The organism is Amaricoccus sp. B4 (assembly GCF_043226085.1).
Lineage (GTDB): Bacteria > Pseudomonadota > Alphaproteobacteria > Rhodobacterales > Rhodobacteraceae > Amaricoccus.
This window is the reverse complement of sequence record NZ_CP171225.1, coordinates 3,065,120-3,089,234: the sequence shown is the minus strand read 5'-3', so window position 1 is coordinate 3,089,234 and position 24,115 is coordinate 3,065,120. Positions and strand designations below refer to the sequence as shown.

Here is a 24,115-nt window from a genome sequence, read left to right as displayed (position 1 = left end):
ATCCCCGAATCTGCTGAGGAGCAACCCGGGCGGCGCGGCCACTCGGCTCAGACGCCCGCAAGCTCCTGATGGTGGTGGTGGATGAGCGCGGCGATGTGATCGGCGACGACCCGGACACGGCGGGCGGCGGCAAGATCGGCGTGGAGGACGAGCCAGATCTCCTGCGAGAGGCCCGGATCCTCCGGCAGCGCCTCCAGCCCGGCGGCGCGCGCGAGGAAGTGCGGCAGGACGGCAATGCCGAGGCCGGCGCGCGCCGCGCTCACCTGGCTTGCGAGGGTCGTGGTGGCAAGCACGGGGGGGCGGCCGGCGAGCCTTTGCTCGATCCAGCGCGCGGCGGGCAGATCGGCCTGCACCTCTGCCCAGCCGATGTATGGCTCGGGGCCCGCCACCCTGCCCGCTCTCCAGCCCGAAGCGGCATAGAGCCCGTAGCCGAGGGTGCCGAGACGGCGCTGCGCCACATGCCCCCGCTCGGGCCGCACGAGACGCAGCGCAAGATCGGCCTCGCGGCGGTGGAGGTTCACCGCCTGGACATTCGTCACGATCTCGAGCTCGAGCCGGGGATGGGCCGCGAGGAGCGTCGGGAGGCTCGGGATCAGAAGCGGAGTGGCGAGATTCTCGGCGGTCGCGAGCCGGACGCGGCCCGAGACCTCGCCCTGCGCCTCCTCGGCGCTGGCGCCGAAGGCTTTCGCAGCGGCCTCGAGCGCCTCGGCCCGCGGCACGAGTGCCGCACCCTCGTCGGTCAGCCGGTAGCCCGACTGGTGCCGGATGAAGAGCGGCAGACCGAGCGCGGCCTCGAGCCGCTCGATGCGGCGCGAGGTGGTGGCGATGCCGCCGCCCAGCGCGCCGGTGGCACCCGTCAGCGTGCCAGCCCGCGCAACGGCGAGAAACACCCGTGCATCGTCCCAGACCAGATCGGCGCCACGCATGCTGCCTCGTCTTTCAGAAATGGAAATCCATCTTCCGGAAAGGAGCATGGTTTTCCGGCTGCGAAAAGCCAAATCTCGGGAGGACACGGCTTCAACGGAAGGACAGCGAGATGGAAACGCGCACACTTGGCGGAGGGCTCGAGGTATCGGCGCTCGGGCTCGGCTGCATGGGCATGAGCGAATTCTATGGCGCGCGGGATGACGCGGAGGCGACGCGGGTGCTCGAACGCGCCGTCGAACTCGGGGTGAGCTTCTTCGACACCGCCGACATGTATGGCCCGTATCACAACGAGGAGCTGCTCGGCCGGTTTCTGGCGGCGCGGCGGCCCAGGGCGGTGATCGCGACAAAATTCGGAATCGTACGCAAGCCCGGCGAATATGCCCGCACCATCGACAACAGCCCCGAATATGCCCGCGCATCCTGCGAGGCTTCGCTGCGGCGGCTCGGGGTGGAGCGGATCGATCTCTACTACGTTCACCGGGTCGATGCCGGGCAGCCGGTCGAAGAGGTGATGGGGGCGCTCGCCGATCTCGTTACCGAAGGCAAGATCGGCCACATCGGGCTTTGCGAGGTGAGTGCGGCGACGCTGCGCCGCGCCCACGCCGTGCATCCGGTGACGGCGGTTCAGACGGAATATTCGCTCTGGACCCGGGATGTCGAGGGGGAGGTCCTGCCCGTCTGCCGCGAGCTCGGGGTGGCCTTCGTGCCCTATTCGCCGCTCGGGCGCGGGTTCCTCACCGGCACATACGGCAAGGGCCAGAGCTACGCCGAGGGCGACTTCCGCGCCGCTCTGCCACGGTTCCAGGAGGACAATCTCGCGGCCAATCTCGCGATCGTCGAGGCGGTGAAGGCGATGGCGGAGGAGAAGGGCTGCACGCCGGCACAGCTCGCGCTGGCCTGGCTTCTGGCGCAGGGCAAGGACATCGTGCCGATCCCCGGCACACGGCGGGTGCGCTATCTCGAGGAGAATGTTGCAGCCTCGAGTGTCCGGCTCAGCGAGGCCGACGTCGCGGGACTTGCCCGGACCCTCGAGGCGCTGCCAGTCTCGGGCGGGCGCTATACCGAGGAGGGGATGAAGGGCGTCAACGTCTGAGGCGCCCCTCCCTTCGCGTGCCTCAGGGGATCTGGGCGCGCAGGGCTTCGAGCGAGGCCTCGCCCGGATTGGCGGCGAGCGCCTCCTCAAGCGCCGCGCGGGCTTCCTCGGAGTTCCCGGTGAGTGCCGCGATGCGGACGACCATGCTCCAGGCCTGGACGAGCTGGGGGTCCATGCGGACCGCCTCGCGGAAGGCCGCACTCGCGCCGACGGGGTCACGCAGCACAAGGGCGACGCCCCCGAGCTGGAGGTGGGTTTCGGGGAAGTCGAGGCGGCCTGCCATGGCGGCCTGCCATTCCTCGGTCGCCTGACGGCGCGCGGCCTCCATCGCGTCGGGCATATGGGCGATGGGCGCATCGATCATGGCTCGCGCCGCTGAGATGCGGACGCTGCGGATGGGATCGGAGAGGCTGGCCACGAGGCGCGGCACACGGTCGGGGGGCGCCGCCATGCGCTGCGCATCGACCGCGGCGGCACGCACGACCGGATCGGGATCGCGCAGCAGCGGCTCGACCGCTTCGGCCGCCTCCGGGCTGCCGGACTGGCCGAGAATCCAGAGCGCGGTCGCCCGGACGATACCGGGCCGCTCGGGATCGAAGGCAAGCGTGATGAGCTCGCCCGCTGCGGCGACGGGATCGGCCAGGCCCTGGGCCATCGTTTCGCCATAATGCGGGCCGCGATGGGTGCTTTCGGGATACCACTCCGTGATCTGCGCCGCGGCCCAGTCCGGCGTCTCCCCCGTATGGCAGGTCGTGCAGGCATCGGGCGCGCCCGTCACCGCGTCGAGATCGGGCCGGGGCACGCGGAGCGAGTGATCGGCGCGCCAGTCGTTGCCCATGTAGACCCGCTCGACCATGTGACAGTTCTTGCACTCGGCGCCGGGGGTACCAGGCTCGTGGAAATGGTGCTCGGGGCTGTCGTATTCGGCGAGGCGGAGGCTCGGAAATGCGGTGTTGCCCGCCGGGCTGTGGCACTGGGCACAGACGGCGTTGCCCTCAGCCCGGAGGGTTGCCGAATGCGGCTCATGGCAATCAAGGCAGGTAACGCCTTTCGCATGCATCTTTGACTGCAGGAACGAGCCGTAGACATAGACCTCATCGAGGATCTGGCCATCGGCCTGGTAGAGGCCGGGCATCAGCAGCGAGAGGTTGTAGCTGTCGTGAAAGGGCGTGCCGGGCAGCGGCTCGTCGGCGAAATGCGGTTCGCGGCGGGAATGGCAGGTCGCGCATTGCTCGAGGGTGGCCTCGCGGTCGGAGAAATCGACACTGAAGCCGTAGTTCGGCGGCGGGCTGCCGCGGGACTTGCGCGGACCGGAGGCCCAGGCGGCATGGGCCGAGCCCGGCCCGTGACAGGCTTCGCAGCCGACGCCGATCTCGGCCTCGGTGGAGGCGAAGGTATGCGCGGTCGCGTCATAGTTCTTCACGAAGCCGGTGGCATGGCATTCAGCGCAGCGGCCGTTCCAGTTCTTGTAGGGGCCGGTCCAGTGCATGCCATCGTCCGGCGCGAAGGGTCCGTCCGTGGAGAGGCTGAACCAGCCGCCCTTCTCGCTGTCCCAGACCACGTCGAAGCTCTGGAGCCGGCCCGGTTCGGTCTCGATGAGATACTGCTGGAGCGGGTAGACCCCGGCGACCGAATGGACCCGGTAGTCGGTCGTCACGCCATCGGTCTCGGTGACGGCCACGTGGTAACTGCCGTCGGGCTCGATCCGGAAGCGGGCGGTCATGTCGCCCTGCGAGAATTCGGTGCCGTCGAAATCGGCGCGAACATTCCCGGGCGTGGGCGCGGTCCAGGCGAGGCCGTGATGGGAGCCCTTCCAGGCCTTGGCCTCCGCCCGGTGGCACGCGGTGCAGCTCTCCGAGCCAACGTAGGCCGGGGGCGCGTCAGCCGGGGTCATCTCGGCGGCGGCGGCCGGGAGCGCGGCGAGCAGGAGGCCGGAGACGATGAGGACGGCGAGCTGGGCGAGGGCTGTGCGGCGCATGGCGGAGCCTCCGGTCTGCTGGCGGCTCGGAAGATCGGGCGCCTTCTGGGGGTGCGGGAGCACCTTAACTTGGCGGCCGGAGCGGCGCCAGCGGCGACGGCCGCATGCGACGACCGCGTGGAGCGTGCGGGCCATCAGCTCCTTGCCGGTGCCGGTTTCACCCGGCTCCCGGCGAGCCGGCGGGTGCGCTCCAGGAGCCGTGGCATCACCGGGATCTCGCCGATGATCGTACCGAAAGGATCGTTGTCCGTCCGGGCCTTTGAAGCGCGCGACCGGCGGCGGGCCGTCATGCGGACGCCGAGCGCATACCCCAGGTGGCGCACGATCCAGGACTGCATGCCGCCGGTCGCGACCTCGGTCTTGCGGAGGCTGGCCCCATCGGAAAGGCCGTGCGGCGAGGTGCAGCCGATCCGGCAGGTCAGCGACGTTGGCCGCCGCCAAGGTCGGGGGCGGCCGTGCGCCAAGGTGTCGCGGCACGGTCGACGGGAAATCAGCCGATGGCGCGGACGGGCTTCAGACGGCGGTTCGAACCGAGCCGCGGCGCGGTGAGCACGGTCTGCGGGCCGCCCTGGCCGCCAAGCTCGAGCACGCGGTCGCGCATGACCTCGGTCGCCTCGGCCGACCCCGAGGGCAGCGTCTCCGGATCCATCGGCGCGCCGATGGTGATCCGGTAGGGCTGGCGTTTCTTGTTCACCACCTCATGAAAAAGGGTGATGTCGCGGAGCGTCGGGTGGATGCGGTCGAAGATATAGAAGATCGCGGAATTGCGCGCGGTGATGTGGAGCGGCACAATCGGCAGGTTGAAGCGACGGGCGAGCATGGCGCCAGAGGCCATCCAGGGCCGCTCGTGGAGCTTCAACCAGCGGCGCTTGGCGAGGCGGCCGGAAGGGAAGAGCACGCCGAGGCGGCCGGAGCCGAAGGCCTCGTGGGCGTAGTTCATCGTCTCGCGGTTCTGCTTGTGGCTGCGCTTTTCCGGGCGCCACTCGACCGGCGCCAGCACATGGCCGAGCTGTGGAAGGACGCGCATCGCATCGGCATTGGCGAAGATGAAGAGATCGGGGCGGCGGCGGGAGAGTGCCTTGTAGAGCACGACGCCGTCGGCGATGCCGGTCGGGTGGTTGGCCATCACGATTGCGGGGCCGGAGGCGGGAATGTTCTCGAGACCCTGCACCTCGATATGATGGTAGAACATCTCGGCGAGCGAGAGGAGCACCTCACCCCCCTGGGGCATCTTCTCGACTTCCTCGCCGATGCGGATGGTATATTCGTACTTGAGGAGGAGATGCAGCACCTTGCGCGCGGCCGTGACGCCGATCCCCCGGCGCTCGAGCCAAGGCGCGCGTTCCTCGATGAGCTGGTCGACCACTTCCCGCATAATTGGCCCCGTCTATCACATCAGTCTAACACATCCATGACATCCGCCGCAGTCATGGCGTGTCGTCGGTTAACAGGCGACTTACCATTTCGGACGCGTCCTTGGAAAGATCGGGCTGCCCTGCAAGGCGTTCGAGCGCCGCCCGCATCGCGTCGCGGCGTTCGGCGCCGAAAACCCGCCATGTGCCGAAAGCGGTGGTGAGGCGTGCGGTTGTCTGCGGGTTGACCGGATCGAGCCGGATCAGCCAGTCGATGACGAAATCATAGCCGGCGCCGCTCTCGGCATGGAAGCCCGCGGCATTGCCGCTGGCGAATGCGCCGACGAGCGAGCGGAAGCGATTCGGATTCTTCCAGTCGAAATCCTGGCGGCGGGCCAGGGCCTGAACGGTCTCGACTGCGGTTTCGGGCGGTGTGAGGCTCGCCTGAACGGCAAACCACTTGTCCATCACCAGCCGGTCGGACGACCAGACCGCCTCAAACTCGGCAAGCGCCTCCGCCCCACGGCCATGGGCCACGAGGAGTGACAGCGCCGACATGCGCTCGGTCATGTTGTCGGCCGCGGCAAACTGGGCCTCGGCCCGGCCCGCTTCCGGCTCGAGGGCCGTCAGGAGGCCGAGCGCGCGGGCCCGCAACGCCCGGCGGCCCGCCGCGGCGGCATCGGGCAAATAGGGCCCCGGCACGTCGTTGTCCTGATAGAGCGCGGGCAGCATCTCGCCAAGGCCCGCGGCAATCGCGACCTCGAGGCGCCGGCGCGCGGCATGGATAGCCCCCGGATCCGGCGCATGCCCGGCCTCGGCCAGCGCCGAGATCACATCCTCGACGGACGGCAGCCCGAGAGCGAGCGCCTTGAAGGCGGGATCGAGGCTGTCATCCTCGGCAAGCGCGGAAAGAGCGTCGAGATATTCGGGCTCGGCCGTGACCCCGGCGTCGCGGGACATCCGGCCGATGAGATCGAGGGCATGGGCCCTGCCCGCTTCCCACTTGTTGAAGGGGTCGCTGTCATGACCGAGCAGGAAGGCGCGCCCCGCTGCGTCCGATGGGCGCTCAAGGATAACGGGCGCGGAAAAGCCGCGCAGAAGCGAGGGGACAGGCTGTTCCGTCATGGCCCACGAGAAACGCTGCACCGGGTTGGTGAGTTCCAGAACCCCGCTCTCGATTTCTGCACCCTCTCGGTCGAGAAGACCGTAAGCGACCGGGATCACCAGCGGCGCCTTGACCGGCTGACCGGGGGTGGGCGGCGTTGATTGCGAGAAGGTCAGGCTGTATTCGCCCGCCTCGAAGCTTTCGCGGACCTTGAGGCGAGGGGTGCCCGCCTGGGAATACCAGCGCTTGAACTGGGTGAGATCGCGACCGGACGCATCCTCGAAGACCTTCAGCCAGTCCTCGATCGTGCAGGCCTCGCCGTCGTGACGCTGGAAATAGAGGTCAAGTGCCTTGGCATAGGTCTCCGGGCCGACCAGGCGGCGGAGCATGCCGATGACCTCGGCCCCTTTCTCATAGACGGTGGCGGTGTAGAAGTTGTTGATCTCGATGTATTCCTCGGGCCGCACAGGGTGGGCGAGCGGGCCCGCATCCTCGCGGAACTGCGCCGAGCGGAGGCGGATGACGTCCTCGATGCGCTTGACCGCCGCACTGCGCTGATCGGCCGAGAACTGCTGATCGCGGAAGACGGTCAGGCCTTCCTTGAGGCAGAGCTGGAACCAGTCGCGGCAGGTGATGCGGTTGCCGGTCCAGTTATGGAAATACTCGTGCGCGATGATCGACTCGATGAAGGCGTAGTCGGTATCGGTGGCGGTCTCGGGGCTCGCCAGCACGTATTTCGAGTTGAAGATGTTGAGGCCCTTGTTCTCCATGGCCCCCATGTTGAAGTCGTCGACCGCGACGATCATGAAGCGGTCGAGATCGTATTCGCGGCCGTAGACCTCCTCGTCCCAGGCCATCGAGCGCTTGAGCGCATCCATCGCATAGCCGCAGCGCGGCTCGTCGCCCGGACGGACCCAGATCTGGAGCAGCACCTCACGGCCCGAGCGGGTGGTGAAGCTGTCCTCGACCGCGCGCAGATCGCCCGCAACGAGCGCGAAGAGGTAGCAGGGCTTCGGGTGCGGATCCTCCCACTCGGCCCAGCCGGGGCCGGACCCGATGAGGTTGCCGTTCGAGAGCATGACCGGCGCGTCGCCCTCGATGCGGACCTTGTAGGTCGCCATCACGTCGGGACGATCGGGGAAGAAGGTGATCTTGCGGAACCCCTGGGCCTCGCACTGGGTGCAGTACATGCCGCGCGACATGTAGAGACCCTCCAGCGCGGTATTGGTGTCGGGCGAGATCTCGGTTTCGGCTTCCCAGACAAAGGGGCGCTGAGGCACGAGCTCGGCCGGGATGCGCAAGCCCTCGCCGTCGAGCGCCTGGGCGTTGCGGGGCACGGTCTGGCCGTCGATCGCAGCCGAGATGAGCTTCAGCGCGCGCCCCTCGAAATGGAGATCATGCGGGTCTTCCGGCAGAGCCGGGTTGGGCCGCATGTGAAGGCGCGCCCGCACGCGGGTCGCGCCGGGAGAAAGCCTCACCGTGAGTTCCACGCGGTCGGTCAGGTAGGTGGGGGGCAGGTAATCGGCGAGCCGGATCACCGGGGCCTCTGCGTCGACGCGCGCCATGGGAGATTTCCTTCTCTGAGTCGCGCGCAACGTGTCACGATGATGCAAAACTGGTCAAGCGCTCGCGGCGCGACGGCGAGCCTGCGCAGCGGTCTCGACGCGAGCGGCCGAGACGCCTATCCTCTGGTCAGGTATCAGGTAAGCGAAGTCGTGCTCATGTCTCGTCCCGTAATCGGCATCATTGGCAACAGTCACATGGCCAATGACACCTATCCCGTCCAGGCGGCGGGCGTCTCCAACATCGAAGCCGTCGCCGATCTGACCGGCGCCATACCGCTGATCGTGCCCGCCCTGCCCAAGGTCGGGGCCATCGCCGACCTGCTCACGGCCTGTGACGGGTTTGTCTTCACCGGCGGACGGCCCAATGTGCATCCAAGCCTCTACGGGCACGAACCCACGGAGAAGCACGGCGCCTTCGACCCCGACCGCGATGCGGTGACACTGCCGCTCATCTCGGAATGCGTGGCGCGCGCGGTGCCGATCTTCGGGATCTGCCGGGGGTTTCAGGAATTCAACGTTGCCTTCGGCGGCACGCTCCACCCGGAGATTCGCGAGATTCCCGGCCGGATCAATCACCGCATGCCGCCGGACGGAACGCTGGAGGAGAAGTTCGAGCTGCGCCACACCGTATCCCTGACCCCCGGCGGGCAGTTCCATCGCCTGCTCGGCAAGGACGAGATCATGGTCAACTCGCTGCACGGCCAGGGCATTCTCGACCGGGGCGAGCGCGTGGTGATCGAGGGACTGGCATCCGACGGCACTCCGGAGGCCATCGTCATCAAGGGCGCGCAGGGTTTCGCGATGGGAGTGCAGTGGCACCCGGAATGGAACGCAGTGGCCGATCCTGTTTCGCGTACGCTCTTCATTGCCTTCGGCGAAGCTGTTTCGGCCTGGGCACAGCGGCGCCGGAGGGAGATGGGGGCAGCGGTCTGAACCGCTGCCGCGCCGGGACGGTCCGCATCGGCACGTTAAGGGAAGGCTAACCAAAGCCCATGCAGAACGGATCGAGGGGCAATCCGCATGGGAAACGGCATGAACGCACGCAGCGGCAGGATGCAGCAGACGAGCCCGGCTCAGACAGCGGAGCCCGCACAGCGGCGCCGGACCGGCTTGCTCCCGATCGCGGCATCAAGCGCGGGCGAACGCGCACTCGGGGGCCTTCAGCTCATGGCCGAGGATTGCCCCGGTGTCCACCACACGGCCCAGCTTCAGGAGATGGCGGACGCCGCGCCGAACCGCACGGGCCTGCCCGACGCGCTGAAATCGGGCGTCGAGACCCTCTCGGGGCAGGGGCTCGATGATGTAAGGGTGCATTACAATTCGGCCGAACCGGCCAAGGTCGGCGCTCATGCATACGCGCAAGGCAGCGAGATTCACATGGCCCCCGGTCAGGAGCGGCACCTGCCGCACGAAGCCTGGCATGTGGCGCAGCAGAAACAGGGGCGGGTCCAGCCCACGACCGAGCGCGGCGGCATTGCGGTCAACGACGATCCGGGCCTCGAGACTGAGGCCGATGCGATGGGCGCACGCGCCGCTCAGATGAAACCCGCTGATAGGGAGACGCTGGCGGATGCGCCCGCCGCCCCGGCGCGCCCGGTGGCACAGGGCAAGTTCGAGCTCGCGCTCGACGGGCTCACACCGGAGAAGCTCGAGGCGATCCTGCCGAGCTATGGCGTGACCGAGGCGACAGATATCGCGACCGTGCTCGGAAAGTTCGAGCAATACCGGGATTCGAAATTGCCGGTGGTGTCTGTTCCGCAACTGGTGGAACTCACGCTCGGGCGATCGAAGGAGGAAGTCTCCGCTGCGGTAAAGGAAGATCTTTCGGCACGATCGGGCGAGACAGAGGAAGAGACGTCCACAGTGACACTCTATCGCGGCGATACCCGTTCACCGGAACAGATCACCGCGGCGGGCGGCTTCTTCGGCCGCGACCACGCGCCGATCACCATCGAGCATGCCCGCGTGATCATGCAGGATTGGGACGCGCTGTCGGCGCAGGAAAAACTCGATCGCGCTCAGGCCTGGAAAGCGCAGACCAAGGCCAAGCACGAGATCGTGCCGTTCGTGGCGACAGGTGCGGAATCGCAGAAGGCGGGCCATGAGTACAAGATCAACATTCCGCTGGTTTTCCGCGGCAAGCAGAAGGGCGAAAGCGCCTTTACCCCCAAACTCGGCTGCGATGTCTGGCCGATCGGTTCCGCGACGGTCATGGCGATCAAGATGCACGGGGGAGAGGTGATCGTGCTGACCGGCATTCCCGCGAAGTTCATCGAGCTTTGAGGGAGCCAGCCCTCGCGCAACGCGCGGAAATCCGCAGGCGGCGTAAGGAAACATCAAATTCATGTCGACTGACGTTGCCCGACTTCCGTGCTAGCCTACCCTTATTCATCTCACGTGATTGCGCAGCTTGCTCCCTCCCCGACTGTCCGACTAAGCCTGCCACCTTTCCGCCTGCTGCCGTGCGAGCGGCGCCAGCGCCATTCCAGAAGGATCCGGCCTCCGCATGCTGCATCTGACCGAACTGACCGAGAGACTGCGCAGCCGCGACCTGACCAGCCGCGATCTCGTCGATGCAGCCCTGGCCCGGATTGAGGCATCGGGCCGCGAGGGGCCGCTGATCTTCCGCGCCCTCGACGCCGAACGGGCGCGGGAGACCGCCGAACACGTCGACAGGGCACGCGCCGGCGGCGCCGCGCTACCGCCCTTCGCGGGCATTCCGGTGACGGTGAAGGATCTCTTCGACATGGCGGGCGAGGTCACGCGGGCCGGGTCGCGCGTGCTCGACGATGCGGCTCCGGCGGCGCGCGACGCCCCGGCCGTCGCCCTGCTGCGCCGGGCAGGCTTCATCGTGATCGGGCGCACCAACATGACCGAGTTTGCCTATTCGGGCCTCGGCGTGAACGCCCATTTCGGCACGCCTGCCAATCCGGCCGCCCCTGGCGAGATCCGCATTCCCGGCGGTTCCTCCTCCGGCGCGGCGGTCTCCGTCGCCGCGGGCATGGCGCCCGCGGCGCTTGGCACCGATACCGGTGGCTCCTGCCGCATTCCGGCGGCCTTCTGCGGCATCGTGGGGTTCAAGCCCAGCAGCACGCGGATCTCGCGCGCGGGCACCGTGCCGCTTTCGCGCTCGCTCGACAGCGTGGGGCCGCTCGCGGGAAGCGTCTCCTGCTGCGCGCGCCTCGATTCGGTGCTCTCGGGCGGCCGGGGCGAGGATGCCGCACCCGCGCCCGCACCGGGGCTGCGGCTTGGGGTTGTCGGAAACTACGTCGCCGAGGCGCTCGATGATGCCGTGGGGGAGGCCTTCGGCGCGACGCTCAACCGCCTTCGGGGCGCCGGGGTCGAGATCATCCCGGTTTCGATTCCGGAATTCGACGAGATGCCGACGCTCAACGCCATGGGCGGGATTGTCGGCGCAGAGGCCTTCGCCTGGCACCGCGAGCTTCTGGAGACCCACGGTGGCCTTTACGACCCCTTCGTGCGCGCCCGCCTCGAGGCCTCCCGCGGCATGCCCGCCGCCGATTACATCCTTCTTCTCGAGGAGCGCGAACGGGTGCGCGCGCAGGTTGCCGCGCGGATGGCAGGGCTCGATGCGCTGGCAATGCCCACTGTGCAGATCCTGGCGCCAAGGCTCGCCGATCTCGACACGGCCGAGCGGGCAACGCAGGTGAACCGGCTCTGCCTGCGCAACACCTCGCTCGCGAATTTCCTCGATGTGCCCGCGATCTCGATCCCCTGCCAGGATACCGGGGCCCTGCCCGTCGGTTTCATGCTGATGGGGCGGACCGGCGAGGACCGCAAGCTTCTCTCGGTTGCTGCAGGTCTCGAGACACTGATCCGGAAACCGCAGCGCACGCTCGGAAGATCTTTACCATCACATGCCAGTTTGACCGCGGGCCTGGCACCGGTGCCGCAGCCCGTTTCCCGAGACAATCTGATGATGTGATCGCCCCTCTTCGGGCGTTCCCGCAAGCGCGGGGCGATCCGGAGGCAAGGGTGCATGAAACGGATCGTGATCGCATGTGACGGAACCTGGAACCGCGCGGACATGGACCAGCCGAGCAATGTGCTGCGGCTGGCACGGGCCGTAGCCCCACATGGCGCAGACGGAATCGAGCAGGTGGTCTGTCATCTGGACGGGGTGGGCAGCGGGCGCGGAACCGGCTGGCTTGCGCGCACGATTGACAAGACCCTCGGCGGCGCGATGGGCTTCGGGCTCATGGAGAACATTGCGGAGGCCTACCGTTTTCTCGTCTTCAATCATGCGCCAGGCGACCAGATCTTCCTGTTCGGCTATTCGCGGGGCGCCTTCACGGCGCGCTCGCTCGTCGGTCTCATCCGCAATTGTGGTCTGCTGCGGCGTGACGCGATCGACGAGCTGCCGGAGGCGCTCGCGCTCTACCGGTCGCGCGGCGACGAGGGACATCCCAATGGCACGCTGGCGCGGGAGTTTCGCGCCCGGAATGCGGTCGGCGGCGAGGAAGGCTGGCCGGAGCTCAGCTACCTCGGGATCTGGGATACGGTCGGTTCGCTCGGCATCCCGAAACATCTCTGGTGGGCCGCACGGGCCAATCGCGGCCTCGCCTTCCACGATACAGCCTTGACCAGCAAGGTGCGGGCCGCGCGCCATGCCGTAGCCATCGACGAGCGGCGGCGGACCTTCCAGCCCGCACTCTGGGACAATCTCGCCGCGCTCAACGCCGAACGGCCGTGCCTGCCTTACCGGCAACTCTGGTTTCCCGGCACCCATGGCAGCATTGGCGGCGGCACGCCGGAGCCGCTCTCGAACGAAGCGCTGCACTGGGTGGCAGAAGGGGCGATTGCCGAAGGGCTCGTGCTCGATCCGGAGGCCCGCGCGCTCTGGGCGGAGGCACGCGACTGCCGGGCGGCGATACCGTCGGAACACGGGCTTCTCGCGCAATTCGTCGCCCTTGGGCACCGGGACCGCAATGGGCCCGCCGATGTCGCGGAAATCGCCAATGCCGGCCGGCAGCGCTGGTCGCTGCTGCCGGACTGGCGGCCAGGTACGCTGAAGGCGGTTGCGGATGAGCTCGACATGCCCCCCGGCTTCTGGATCTGAGCTCGGCGGAGCAGGCTCGCGTGCCCATGGCGAAAGCGTGATGCTTTCCCTGCTGTCAAGCCGCGCGGCGCACGCTATCTAGGGCGCATGGACAGACGCAGCCTTCTCCTTTCGGGCCTTGCCCTTCCCTTGGCTCTCGCGCTTCCGGCCCAGGCCGCGAGCGTTGACGCCTCGGCGATCGACGCCTATCTGCGCGGCCTTCGCAGCGCCGAGGGCCGCTTCCGTCAGGTCAATCCGAACGGATCGACCCAGACGGGCGATTTCCAGATCTCGAAGCCGGGGCGGATCCGCTTCGACTACGACAAGCCCGCGGGCGCCATGGTGATTTCGGACGGCACCTGGGTCGGCGTTTTCGATCCGAAGTCGAATCGCAACCCGACGCGCTATCCTCTCGACAAGACCCCGCTCCGGATGCTTCTGCGCACGGATATCAGCCTTGCCGAGCCCGGCCTCGTGCTGGGGGCAACCAAGGATGCGAGCGGCACCCATATCACGGTTGTCGATCCTCGCAGCCCCGGCGAGGGCCGCCTCGTGATGACCTTTTCGGAAGGTCCGATCCGTCTTCGCGGCTGGGATGTCATCACCAAGGCGGGCCAGCGGACGCATGTGGACGTGACAGACATGACGGCGAACGTGAGCCTGTCGCGGAGCCTCTTCAATATCGAGCTCGCGGCGCGGAACTACCCCTGATCCTGCGGCGCCTCGGCCGGCAGCAGGCGGGCGAAGGTCTCCCGCGCCCGCTCGTCAACGAGCGTCGCGCGGCTTGCCTTTGAATTCGGCCTGCCCTTCCAGAAATCCGAGATGCCGTAGCAATGGAGGAAGGTGAACTCCTCCGACACGAAGCGGCGGCTGAAAAGCACGCCGTGGAGGCCGTGGGTTGCCCATGACTTGCCGCGCATTGGCCCCGAAGGGACGACACAGTATTTGGCCGGGCAGGTCGCCTCGTCGGCACCGCGCATGTAGTGATCCCGATGCATCGGCATCACCCCCTCCGCAACGTCAGGAAAGCGCCAGACACCGGGGACGCGGAGGAACCCGGCGCGCGAGGCGCAGGTCGCATCGAAGATGCTCGCTCCGCCGTTCCGGAACACCATTTCATCCACATCGCAGGAGAGCACGGCGCGGGCGCGGGCGAGGAAGCGCCAACGGGCGAGATTGAGCAGCGCAGCCTGCAGGAAGTTCGCGAGAAACTTCTTCTTCTTCGAGGCCTGAGGCCCATACAGGAACGGCATGCGCAGCACGCGCACGGCCTTCAGACCCTCGATCCCCTCAAGGGCCGCGAGAATATCGCCCGTGCCGTAGGCGTGAGAGAAATTGTCATAGAAAAGCACGGCCTCTGCGCCGTGCTCGCGGACATGGAAGCGCACCCAGTCGCGGATCCACGCCAGGTCGTTGTTGCGCGAAAGCGTGAGAAGGCAGTTGAGCCCGGCGAAGGTCGCGGTCTCGTCGGGGCTCAGATCAAGCTCGGCACGCCAGCCCGCAAAGACGATCGCCATCCGCCGCGCCGGCGTGGCACAGGGGATCTCGGCGATGTCATAGCGCTCGAAGCGGCGGATCCGGCAGACGCGGGCCGGAACTCCATCGATCTCGATCCGCGCAGCCCGCAACGGGCTCTCGAAATTCACGAGTTTGGGGCAGAAGAGCCAGACCCCCTGCCCGTCGAGGGACACGGCTTCATAGACAAGCGTGGTGAAATCATAGCCCGCATCGAAAGCCGCGGTGCGAAGATGGGCCGGAACGACGCGGTCGCGCCGGAGGCCGAGCGTCTCGGGCAGCACTATCGAGGCGAGCGCATCGGCGTCAGGCATCCGTGTCCTTTCTCTCGATGCCGTTCGGCGTCCAGGTGATCTTCTCGCGCCGTGTCCGCGCGATCATTTCCTTGTGCCGCCGGATCTCTGCCGGATCCTTGTAGCCCCGGGGATGGTCGAGATGCACGAGCGGCGCGGTGTAGCGCAAATGCTGGCCCGCAACGCCCGCGTTAATGAGGCGGATGCCGAATTCCTTGTCGCCGCCGCCATAGCGGATCGTTTCGTCAAAGCCGTTGACCTTCAGCGCATCGGAGCGGAACACAGAGGCATTCGCGCCGCAAAGCGCCTTCTGGACCGGAGTGATGCGGTCGAGGAAAACCTGGAACGAACGCGGGAAGGGCATGGTCTTGAGCCACGTGCCGATCCTGTCGATGGCATTGTGCGCGCGCAGCCAGTCGAAGTCGAACACTTGTCCGTCACTGACCATTTCCGGCGTGACGATTGCAGTTGTCGCCTTGTCGAGCCGGATCAGGCTGCCGGTCGAGAAGCGGCCGGGCCGGGCGAGCTCGAGGTGGCGGGCGATGAAACAGGGATGGATCATCACATCGCCATCGAGGAAGACGAGCAGATCCGCCTCCGAGGTCGCGATGGCGCGGTTGACGATCGCCCATTTCTCGAAGCCGCGATCCTCATGCCAGACATGGCGGATCGGGATCTCCGGGTGCCGGCCGGAAAAGGCCGCGATCGCCTCAGCCGTTTCGGGGCCGGAGCCGTCGTCGGCGATGCAGATGCTGACGGGCATCGCATCCTGCCGCACCACGGAGGCCAGACAGAGCATCAGCGCGCGCGGCGAATTGAAGGTTGCTATGATGACTTCGGTTTTCATGGCGTCACTCCCACCCGATGCGGGCGAGATAGTCCAGCGCGCTCAGATCCTCCACCTCATCTGCTTCGATATTGGCAACGGTCCGCCGAACCTTGCGCTCGTATTCCTCGTTCTTGGCGCGGAGGTTGGGGCCGCGCCCGATCTTCGCGGCGAGCTCCTCCTCGGAACGCGTGTAGTAGTGATTGAGCTGGACGTGTCCGGCCGAATAGAATTCCGGGCGGTTGCGGTCGCGGAGCGAAGCGCTCTCGCCGCGGTCGTTGCAGCTCGCCTCGCTGCCGTCGATCTCCATCGAATGAACCCGGAGGGCGGTCAGATGGCAGGGATCGACGATGCACTTGAAAGCGCGGACGCCGCGGACGTTGCTCATCGGGTCGCTCGCGCGCCGGCGGTAGTTGCGCAAGACGCCCCCCTGTGGCGGCGCGACATGGCCCGAGCGGCCAAACATGTGCCAGGGCAGCGAAATCGAATGGCATTCGCCGAGATGTGCGAGCGCACCAGGCAGGCTATCGGCGCGTTTCGGGATCAGGAACTCGTCGACGTCGATGAACGCCATCCAGCGGAAGTAGCCACCGAAATTGCGGGCGGCATGGGCATAGGCCAGAACCTGGTTGTGGATCTCGCGGCCCATGCGCGCGTCGCTGAAGACCTGGGCCCAGGGCATGATTGAAAGCTGCGGCGGCGGCAGGACATCGCGCAGGAGTGCGACGGTCGCATCCGTCGAGCCGTTGTCGTAGATCACGAAATGCGCGACGCCGGCCCGGGCATGGAAATGCGCCCATTCCTCGATGTGGCGCGCCTCGTTCCGCACAATGGCAGCGATTGCGACGCCGGCGCGATCCGGCTGCGGATCAGGCGGCGTGATGCCGATCTTGCTGATCTTTCCGAAGATCGGGAGTTTCCACAGCATTCGGACCATCTCACGGATTGTGCGGGCTGCATGTAACACCCCATGACGCGGGAGGCAAAGCAACGTTGCAGTCCCTGTCGTGGCTTCCTAATACTTGGCGCTCGGAACAGACCGCGAAATGGGGGTAATTTCATGCGTCTCGGGCTCGATTATGGCGGTACGAAGATCGAGGGAATCGTTCTTGGCCCCGATGGCGTGGAAAAGGCGCGGGAACGCATACCGACCCCACGCCACGACTATCGCGGCGGGATCGAGGCGATCCGCACACTTTTGGAGCGACTGGAGGCGAAAGCCGGCGGCCGGATCGATCAGGTGGGAATCGGTGTACCGGGCTCGGTTGATCGCGCGACGGGCCGAGTCTCGATGGGGAACTCGACGTGGCTCCATGGCAAGGACCTGCGCGGTGATCTCACCGAAGCGCTCGACAGGCCGGTGAAGATTGCGAATGACGCGAACTGCTTTGCGCTCTCCGAGGCGGTGGATGGCGGTGGCGCGGGCGGCGAGGTCGTGTTCGGCGTTATCCTCGGCACCGGGGTTGGCGGCGGGCTCGTCGTTCATGGCCGGCTCGTCGAGGGGGTGAATGCGACCGGCGGTGAATGGGGGCATATCCCGCTGCCAACCCCGCGCGATGACGAACGCCCTGGCCCCGCCTGCTCGTGCGGGGTGCCGGGCCACACAGAAAGCTGGCTCTCGGGGCCGAACTTCGCTGCGGACTACGCGCGCCGGACGGGCATTTCCGCGGATGACGGGCCGCGTGCTCCGGAGATCGTGGCGCTGGCGGCAGAGGGCAATGCTGAAGCCCTCGAAACGCTCGAGCGGTTCGAGGACAGGCTCGGCCGGTCTCTTGCGGTGCTTGTTAACGTGATCGATCCCGACGTGATCGTACTCGGCGGCGGCCTGTCGAATGTCGATCGCCTTTATGAAACCCTGCCACCGCTCGTGAAGCAACACGTCTTCGGCGACCGTTTCGAGACCCGGATCGTGAAGAACGTCCATGGCGACAGTTCCGGCGTCCGTGGCGCGGCCTGGCTCTGACGCGGGCGCAATGCGGATCGATATCCTCTCCGAGGCAAAGCGGCAGGGTCACGCGCTGACAGTCTGCTCGATTGTCCATGACGAGCTTTATGTCCTGCCGGAATTCTTCCGGCATTATCGCGCTCTGGGCGTCGATCGCTTTCTCGTTCTCGATGACGCCTCGACCGATGGAAGCCGCGAGTTTCTCGCCGCGCAACCGGATTGCACCGTCTTCACCAGCGATGTTCGCTATTTCGACATAGTGAACGGGCGCCGGGCGCTCCATGCTTGGCGACAGGAGTTGCTCGACCGCTACTGCGTGGGGCAATGGGCGCTCTTCCCGGACGCGGACGAGTTTCTCGTCCTGCCACCCGGTCGCGGCATTCGTGACGTGATCGCAACGCTCGAGCGCGAAGGCAGCCGCTCGATCTGGGGCCTGATGCTCGACATGTATCCCGAGACACTTGCGGGGATGCGGCCGGACGGCGGGCCGTTCCGGCTCGATGGCGGATGGTGCTACGATGGCGGGCTTCATCTCATCTATCGAAAGGGCTGGAACAAGCCGATGACGATCTACCGCGGGTCGCGGGCGCGGCTGATGGCGGAGAACGGCATTCTCGAGCGGGACCTCGGCTGGTTCAAGCGACAGGCGATCGCGCTCGGATTCGGCGGCTACCTCAAGCACAACATGATCTTCAAGGTGCCACTGATGTTCTGGCAAGAGGGCGATGTGGTGGAGGGTTCACACCAGATCGCGCCTCGCCCCACAACCAGCCGGATCCTCGCGATCCTGCATTTCAAGTTCACTCCGGATACCGCGCGCAAGATCGACTATGCGCTCTCGACCGGGGGCTACTACGAGGGTTCGCGGCAATACGTGGCTCTGGCCACCCTGATGGAGCGCCTGGCCGCGAAAGGCGGGAGCTTCATGGGACGCCGCTCGAAGCGCTTCACCGACTCCGGCGATCCCTACCGCACGGGCGCCGGGCGCTGGTCATGAGGCGGACGTGCGCAGGCTGAGCGTACGGCCTCTTTCGATGATGAAGGCCTCGAGCCGCGCATGGAGCTTGCGGAAATCCAGGCGCTCCTCGGCGACGCCACGGGCATTGCGGGCAAGCTCGGCCGCAAGCGCCCCCTCCCCTTCGAGAAGCCGATGGAGTGCCTCCCGGTAGGCGGCCGCGTCGTTCTCCTCGACCAACAGCCCGGTCCGCCCCTGCTCGATCAGGTCCGGAATGCCCGCATGGCGGGTCGAGATCACCGCCGCACCCGAGGCCATTGCCTCCTGAATCGCGGTCGGCAGCCCCTCCTCGTTGCCCGCAGCGTCCGTGACGGAATGCAGGAGGAAGACGGAAGCGCGGGCCAAGCGCTCCTGCACGAAGGCCCGATCGCGATGGCCGTGGAGCACGATGCGATCGGTGAGACCGTGTGTCGCCGCGCGATTGCGGCAATCGGCCATCAGGTCGCCATCGCCAATGATCTCGAGACGCGCGGCAGGGAACTCGCGCGCCATGGCGGCAAAGGTGTCAATCGTCGTGAGCGGAGCCTTCTTGGCGACAAGCCGCCCCACGGTAAGGATGAGGTTCGGATCCTTCTCACCAGGCCGGAACATGTCCACGTCGACACCGGTGGGGATGACGATCGAATTCGGATGGGTAACGCCCTTGGCCGCAAGATTCTCGATCAGCGATCGGGAGACCGAGATGATGCCCGCAAGCTTTGGCACCGCTTTCTGGTAGCGACGGACGACACGGGGAGACCGCAGCCGCTTGGAGGCATCGAAGCCGCGGAGATACATGTAGAGTGGCAGCCCCATGTCCGCGGCCACCGGCGCAAGCTTGGCGCCGATATGGCCAAATTCGGCGAGGATTGCCGTCGCGTCGTGCTTGCGCAGGAATGCCTCCATCGCACGGCGGGTCCGGCCAAAAGGAACACCCGAACTGGCATAAAGGAGGCTGCCGATCAACTTGCCGGCCTCACGCTCGATGCGCCCGAGCGGGCCATGCACAACCTCGCCCGAGACAAAGAGCGGCCGTGTCGTCTCGAACCCCTCCTCTCGACGCTCGCAAAGCACGACGGTATTGCCGCCGAAGAGAAGGTCGATATGGCGGCGCGCACCGGTTTCGGTTGCCTTGCCAAGGATGCCCGTGGCGATCGCGATGGTGTTCTGGCAGGCTGCCTCGGCCATCCTCTTCCCTCCGTCTGTGTGCGCCCGGTGGCTACCTTATCCCGAAACGCCGGAGCCGGAACAACGCGGTTAGCAGCAACGGGTGGCGCGCCTCGAGGTCGCGGATGCGCTCGAGCTTGCGGGTGACCTTCGGCGTGCGGCCCGCGTTCTTGAAATGCAGGATCTTGCCCGTACGCAGGCCGACATCGTTGTAGATCCGGGCGTCGAGCTTGCGAAGTCTGAGCCCATCGCGCGCGAGTTCCTCCGGACCTGCAAGCAGATCGAAGGGCGCCAAGAGGTCCGACAGCGCCTGCTGGTCGGTGCGCTGCCCCTCGGCGCAGGCCTCCGCCCATGCTGCGAGCAGCGCGCGCGCCGGCGGGCGTCCACTGAAGAAGAGCACGCCGCTGTTGAGATCACCGTTCACGAGATGATGGGGGGTCCGCTCGCGCGGGTGGCGCGGCGTGACGGCAACATCGGCATCGCCGAGTTCCGCGGCGCTCACCGGAGCCGTCAGGAATGTATCGGCATCGGCATAGAGGCAGCCGACCGGGTTACAATCGAGCGCATCGGTGATGCAGGCGGGCTTGTGGGTCGCCATGACGAAACCGTGCTCGGGATGCGCGCCGCCAAAGGCCTCAGGTACCGGGACGCTGCGAACCTTGCTCGCGAGAGAGGCGCGCTGCTCCGCTGTCATGCCGAGGTCGTAGATCACAGGCAGAATGCCGAGCTTGCGCTCGATATTGCGTTCCAGCGCAGGGAGGAAATGGAAGAAGTTCGCGTCGGCGCACGTAATCACGGTGTAAGGAAATGACCGTTTGCCCATGCGTAGCGTCTCCGGGAAATGGCGTCCGGCGTGCCCTTGCAGCGGCGCGCCGGACGTATCGTCATCATGCCGGAAGGCTGCCGGCCGCCTGCGGCGGGCCGGCAAAGGCAGGCCTCAGGCCTCCTCGGTGACTTCCTGACCGGTCTCCTGGTCGACAGCCTTCATCGAGAGGCGAACCTTGCCGCGGTCGTCGAAGCCCATGAGCTTGACCTTCACCGACTGCCCTTCCTGGACCACTTCCTTCGGATGGCCGATGCGGCCCGACGCCATCTGGCTCACGTGGACGAGGCCATCACGCTTTCCGAAGAAGTTCACGAAGGCACCGAAGTCCATGATCTTCACGACCTTGCCGGTGTAGACCTTGCCCACTTCCGGCTCATCGACGATCGCGCCGATGAGTTCGCGCGCCTTGGCAATCGCTTCGGCATTGGCGGAGGCAATCTTGATGACACCGTCGTCGTTGATGTCGACCTTGGCTCCCGATTCCTCGACGATCGAGCGGATCACCTTGCCGCCCGAGCCGATCACTTCGCGGATCTTGTCGACCGCGATCTGCATCGTCTCGATGCGCGGCGCATGGGCGGAGAACTCGGTGCGGCCGGAGGTCAGCGCCTTCGACATCTCGCCGAGGATGTGCATGCGGCCGGACTTCGCCTGCTCCAGCGCCTGGGCCATGATCTCCGGCGTGATGCCTGCGACCTTGATATCCATCTGGAGCGAAGTGATGCCCTTCTCGGTGCCTGCCACCTTGAAGTCCATGTCGCCAAGGTGATCCTCGTCGCCGAGGATATCGGTGAGCACCGCGAAGCGCTCACCGTCGAGGATGAGGCCCATCGCCACCCCCGCGACAGGGGCCTTCAGCGGAACGCCGGCATCCATCATCGAGAGCGAGGAGCCGCAGACGGTCGCCATCGAGGAGGAACCGTTCGACTCGGTGATCTCGGAAACGAGACGGATCGTGTAGGGGAAGTCGGTCGCAGCCGGCAGAACCGCCTGCAGTGCACGCCAGGCAAGCTTGCCGTGGCCGATCTCGCGGCGTCCCGGCGAGCCCATCCGGCCGGTCTCGCCCACGGAATAGGGCGGGAAGTTGTAGTGCAGCAGGAAGTTCGAGCGCGTGGTGCCGTGCAGCGCGTCGATCATCTGCTCGTCATCGCCGGTGCCGAGCGTGGTGATGACGAGGCCTTGGGTTTCACCACGGGTAAAGAGCGCCGACCCATGCGTGCGGGGCAGAAGGCCCACTTCCGAGACGATCGGGCGCACGGTGTAGAGATCGCGCCCGTCGATGCGGCTGCCATTCTCGAGAATGTCGCCGCGCACGACGCCCGACTCGAGTTTCTTGATGCAGGTGTCGAGGTTCGGATCCGCCTGCTCGTCTTCGGAGAGCGCGGCAATGATCGTTTCCTTGGCGGCGGAGATCGCAGCCTGACGCTGCTGCTTGTCGCGGTTCGCGAAGGCTTCGCGCATCGCGGCTTCGCCCGCGCCCTTCACCTTTTCGTAAAGCGCGGCATAGTCCGGCGCCTCGAAGGCAAAGGGTTCCTTGGCGGCTTCCTCGGCCATATCGATGATCATGTCGATCACCGGCTGCATCTGGTCGTGGCCGAACTTCACCGCGCCGAGCATTTCGGCCTCGGAGAGTTCGTAGGCTTCCGATTCCACCATCATCACAGCGTCGCGGGTGCCTGCGACGATGAGATCGAGTCGCTGCTCGGGGTTGTCGCGCAGCTTCTCCATGTCATCGACGGCCGGGTTCAGCACATAGGCGCCATCGACGAAGCCCACGCGCGCCGCACCGATCGGGCCGAGGAAGGGCGCGCCCGACAGCGTCAGCGCCGCGGAGGCCGCAACCAACGCCACGATGTCCGGATCATTCTCCATGTCGTAGGAGAGAACGGTACAGATCACCTGCACCTCGTTCTTGAAACCCTCGACGAAGAGCGGGCGGATCGGACGGTCGATGAGACGGGAGGTGAGCGTTTCCTTCTCGGTCGGCCGGGCCTCGCGCTTGAAGAAGCCGCCCGGGATCTTGCCCGCGGCGTAGTATTTTTCCTGGTAGTGGACGGTCAGCGGGAAGAAGTCCTGGCCGGGCTTCGCCTTTTTCTCGTAGACGACGGTGGCGAGGACACTGGTCTCGCCATAGGTCGCGACGACGGCGCCGTGCGCCTGCCGGGCGATCTTGCCCGTTTCGAGCGTGAGCGTGTCATGGCCCCACTCGATCGATTTCCTCACGATGTTGAACATGTCTTTTCCTTGCCATGCGGCGCCGCCCCCTGGCCCTGCGCCGCGTCCTCCGGGCGAATGCCCGATGACCCCGATTTCACGGATCCGGCCGCGCCCTCGGGATCAGGAGGGGGCCGGCGGACATGGCGGTTTGAGGGAGATCCCCGGCGCACCGCCCGGCGCCCGAAAATGCGCGAGCGCGCCACCGGGGCGCGCTCGCCGAAGAGCCTTAGCGGCGGATGCCGAGGCGGCCGATCAGGGTCTGATAGCGCGCCATGTCCTTGGACTTCACATAGTCCAGAAGCTTGCGGCGCTGCGAAACGAGCTTCAGAAGGCCACGGCGGGAGTGGTTGTCCTTCTTGTGGGTCTTGAAATGCTCGGTCAGCGTGTTGATGCGGCTGGTGAGGATCGCGACCTGAACCTCGGGCGAACCGGTGTCGCCTTCCTTGGTCGCATATTCCTGAATCAGGCTCGCCTTCACATCGGGTGCAATCGACATCGGGATATCCTTCTCGTTCGATGTTGCGTACCCCGCCCGCATCGGCCGCAGCCGGGATGTCGTCCAGCCGGGTCAAATACGAAAAGGGCTGCGTGGCGCGCACGCGCCCGCAGGGGGGCTGCTATACCGCCATTCCGGAGGAATGGGAAGGGGCCGCGTGAGCCATGGCGGGATGTGGCGCGCCGAGCTGTCACGCCGTGGTCACGGGCCGCGAACGGGCGCCGGCGCCTACTCGGAAAGGCACCCGCCACATGATTCTTGCAAGCAGGCGGGGCGATCCAACCGGGAGCAAGACCATGCCAAAGTTCAGATTCACCCACCATCGCCTCGACACCCGCCACTGGCTCAAGGATGGCGTCGAAACCGTCAGCCATACGCTCGAGCTGAGCGGGCATGACGCGGCCACCGGTGCACATGATCACGCAATCCTCATCTTCGATTCCGGCACGGATCTCGGACAGGCACGCGGCGCCGGCACCGTCGGTTACATGACCCGCTGCGCTGACGGCAGCACCTCGCTCGTCGGCTGGTTCCCGCTGCGGGATTTCGCCGCCTATCACGAGGTTCTTGCTCAAGGCGACGAGCTCAGCGTTCATTTTGAGCTGCGCGATCCCCGTGCAGATGCCGGATATCTGCGCCGGCTCGGGATCGGGCATTACGAGAAGATCATGACCGCGACGATCTGTCGGCCTGCGGGTCAGCGCGCGCCGCGCAGCCCGGCATCCGTCTACGCCATGCCGCTTTGATCCAGGCCTGC

General features: G+C 66.6%; 21 protein-coding genes. 9 read left to right on the top strand and 12 right to left on the bottom strand.

Translation table 11 applies throughout. The annotated features are described in order from the left end of the window. Nucleotides 1-47: 47 nt before the first annotated feature. The gene (locus tag ACF66B_RS14870) at nucleotides 48-926 is read right to left on the bottom strand and encodes a LysR substrate-binding domain-containing protein (RefSeq protein ID WP_392663102.1); all 879 of its coding nucleotides are present in this window, start codon (nucleotides 924-926) and stop codon (nucleotides 48-50) included. 110 nt (nucleotides 927-1,036) lie between these two features. Here ACF66B_RS14870 and ACF66B_RS14865 point away from each other — a divergent pair, with 110 nt between their 5' ends. Then, a complete protein-coding gene (locus ACF66B_RS14865) occupies nucleotides 1,037-2,020 on the top strand; it encodes an aldo/keto reductase (RefSeq protein WP_111430053.1) in 984 nt (327 codons plus the stop codon). A 22-nt stretch (nucleotides 2,021-2,042) separates the two neighbouring features. Here the strand turns inward: ACF66B_RS14865 and ACF66B_RS14860 are convergent, their stop codons facing one another. The 4 genes from ACF66B_RS14860 to pepN all read right to left on the bottom strand — a co-directional run bounded on the left by ACF66B_RS14860 (nucleotide 2,043) and on the right by pepN (nucleotide 8,020). Next, nucleotides 2,043-3,998, bottom strand: coding sequence for a HEAT repeat domain-containing protein (locus tag ACF66B_RS14860; RefSeq protein WP_111430253.1), 1,956 nt, complete (start codon nucleotides 3,996-3,998; stop codon nucleotides 2,043-2,045). A gap of 134 nt (nucleotides 3,999-4,132) precedes the next feature. Continuing rightward, on the bottom strand, nucleotides 4,133-4,462 hold the full coding sequence (locus ACF66B_RS14855; RefSeq protein WP_162683278.1) for a hypothetical protein: 330 nt from the start codon (nucleotides 4,460-4,462) through the stop codon (nucleotides 4,133-4,135). 26 nt (nucleotides 4,463-4,488) lie between these two features. Continuing rightward, on the bottom strand, nucleotides 4,489-5,373 hold the full coding sequence (locus ACF66B_RS14850) for a 1-acyl-sn-glycerol-3-phosphate acyltransferase (protein WP_111430051.1): 885 nt from the start codon (nucleotides 5,371-5,373) through the stop codon (nucleotides 4,489-4,491). A gap of 52 nt (nucleotides 5,374-5,425) precedes the next feature. After that, on the bottom strand, nucleotides 5,426-8,020 hold the full coding sequence (pepN, locus tag ACF66B_RS14845; RefSeq protein ID WP_111430050.1) for an aminopeptidase N: 2,595 nt from the start codon (nucleotides 8,018-8,020) through the stop codon (nucleotides 5,426-5,428). A 156-nt stretch (nucleotides 8,021-8,176) separates the two neighbouring features. Between pepN and ACF66B_RS14840 the strand changes: the two genes are divergently transcribed. The 5 genes from ACF66B_RS14840 (at nucleotide 8,177) to ACF66B_RS14820 (ending at nucleotide 13,790) form a co-directional block, all read left to right on the top strand. Then, entirely contained in the window at nucleotides 8,177-8,953 is a 777-nt protein-coding gene (locus ACF66B_RS14840; protein ID WP_111430252.1) for a gamma-glutamyl-gamma-aminobutyrate hydrolase family protein, read from the top strand. Between the two features lie 99 nt (nucleotides 8,954-9,052). After that, nucleotides 9,053-10,303: a DUF4157 domain-containing protein gene (locus ACF66B_RS14835; RefSeq protein ID WP_392663096.1), complete on the top strand. Its 1,251-nt coding sequence runs from the start codon at nucleotides 9,053-9,055 to the stop codon at nucleotides 10,301-10,303. A 223-nt stretch (nucleotides 10,304-10,526) separates the two neighbouring features. Further along, nucleotides 10,527-11,966 carry an amidase gene (locus ACF66B_RS14830; protein ID WP_392663093.1) on the top strand — a complete coding sequence of 480 codons (1,440 nt, stop codon included), beginning with the start codon at nucleotides 10,527-10,529 and terminating at the stop codon, nucleotides 11,964-11,966. A gap of 54 nt (nucleotides 11,967-12,020) precedes the next feature. After that, a complete protein-coding gene (locus tag ACF66B_RS14825; RefSeq protein WP_111430048.1) occupies nucleotides 12,021-13,100 on the top strand; it encodes a DUF2235 domain-containing protein in 1,080 nt (359 codons plus the stop codon). An 87-nt stretch (nucleotides 13,101-13,187) separates the two neighbouring features. Then, on the top strand, nucleotides 13,188-13,790 hold the full coding sequence (locus ACF66B_RS14820; protein WP_111430047.1) for an outer membrane lipoprotein carrier protein LolA: 603 nt from the start codon (nucleotides 13,188-13,190) through the stop codon (nucleotides 13,788-13,790). On the opposite strand, the gene ACF66B_RS14815 is transcribed toward ACF66B_RS14820, so the two are convergent. Genes ACF66B_RS14815 through ACF66B_RS14805 form a run of 3 tightly spaced genes read right to left on the bottom strand, consistent with a single transcriptional unit; the run spans nucleotide 13,781 to nucleotide 16,641 of the window. Next, nucleotides 13,781-14,908 (bottom strand): hypothetical protein, encoded by a 1,128-nt coding sequence (locus tag ACF66B_RS14815; protein ID WP_111430046.1) that lies wholly within the window; start codon nucleotides 14,906-14,908, stop codon nucleotides 13,781-13,783. The two genes, ACF66B_RS14820 and ACF66B_RS14815, sit on opposite strands and share 10 nt — an antisense overlap. Further along, nucleotides 14,901-15,734, bottom strand: coding sequence for a glycosyltransferase (locus ACF66B_RS14810; protein ID WP_111430045.1), 834 nt, complete (start codon nucleotides 15,732-15,734; stop codon nucleotides 14,901-14,903). Before ACF66B_RS14810 ends, ACF66B_RS14815 begins: the two co-directional genes overlap by 8 nt. Before the next feature lie 4 nt (nucleotides 15,735-15,738). Further along, nucleotides 15,739-16,641 carry a glycosyltransferase family 92 protein gene (locus ACF66B_RS14805; protein WP_111430044.1) on the bottom strand — a complete coding sequence of 301 codons (903 nt, stop codon included), beginning with the start codon at nucleotides 16,639-16,641 and terminating at the stop codon, nucleotides 15,739-15,741. Nucleotides 16,642-16,773: 132 nt separating this feature from the next. Here ACF66B_RS14805 and ACF66B_RS14800 point away from each other — a divergent pair, with 132 nt between their 5' ends. Together ACF66B_RS14800 and ACF66B_RS14795 are read left to right on the top strand one after the other, a co-directional pair. Further along, nucleotides 16,774-17,676 carry an ROK family protein gene (locus tag ACF66B_RS14800; RefSeq protein WP_111430043.1) on the top strand — a complete coding sequence of 301 codons (903 nt, stop codon included), beginning with the start codon at nucleotides 16,774-16,776 and terminating at the stop codon, nucleotides 17,674-17,676. Then, nucleotides 17,636-18,655 (top strand): glycosyltransferase family 2 protein, encoded by a 1,020-nt coding sequence (locus ACF66B_RS14795; protein ID WP_111430042.1) that lies wholly within the window; start codon nucleotides 17,636-17,638, stop codon nucleotides 18,653-18,655. The genes ACF66B_RS14800 and ACF66B_RS14795 overlap by 41 nt, the downstream gene beginning before the upstream one ends. Here the strand turns inward: ACF66B_RS14795 and ACF66B_RS14790 are convergent. The 4 genes from ACF66B_RS14790 to rpsO form a co-directional block, all read right to left on the bottom strand. After that, nucleotides 18,650-19,840, bottom strand: a complete 1,191-nt coding sequence (locus ACF66B_RS14790) for a glycosyltransferase (RefSeq protein ID WP_111430041.1) — start codon at nucleotides 19,838-19,840, stop codon at nucleotides 18,650-18,652. The two genes, ACF66B_RS14795 and ACF66B_RS14790, sit on opposite strands and share 6 nt — an antisense overlap. 31 nt (nucleotides 19,841-19,871) lie before the next feature. Next, nucleotides 19,872-20,642 (bottom strand): hypothetical protein, encoded by a 771-nt coding sequence (locus tag ACF66B_RS14785; protein ID WP_111430040.1) that lies wholly within the window; start codon nucleotides 20,640-20,642, stop codon nucleotides 19,872-19,874. 114 nt (nucleotides 20,643-20,756) lie between these two features. Beyond that, nucleotides 20,757-22,880: a polyribonucleotide nucleotidyltransferase gene (gene pnp, locus ACF66B_RS14780; RefSeq protein ID WP_111430039.1), complete on the bottom strand. Its 2,124-nt coding sequence runs from the start codon at nucleotides 22,878-22,880 to the stop codon at nucleotides 20,757-20,759. 208 nt (nucleotides 22,881-23,088) lie between these two features. Continuing rightward, nucleotides 23,089-23,358 carry a 30S ribosomal protein S15 gene (gene rpsO / locus ACF66B_RS14775; RefSeq protein WP_111430038.1) on the bottom strand — a complete coding sequence of 90 codons (270 nt, stop codon included), beginning with the start codon at nucleotides 23,356-23,358 and terminating at the stop codon, nucleotides 23,089-23,091. Between the two features lie 296 nt (nucleotides 23,359-23,654). Between rpsO and ACF66B_RS14770 the strand changes: the two genes are divergently transcribed. Next, complete coding sequence (locus tag ACF66B_RS14770; protein ID WP_162683277.1) at nucleotides 23,655-24,104, top strand: hypothetical protein; 450 nt, start codon at nucleotides 23,655-23,657, stop codon at nucleotides 24,102-24,104. Nucleotides 24,105-24,115: the final 11 nt, after the last annotated feature.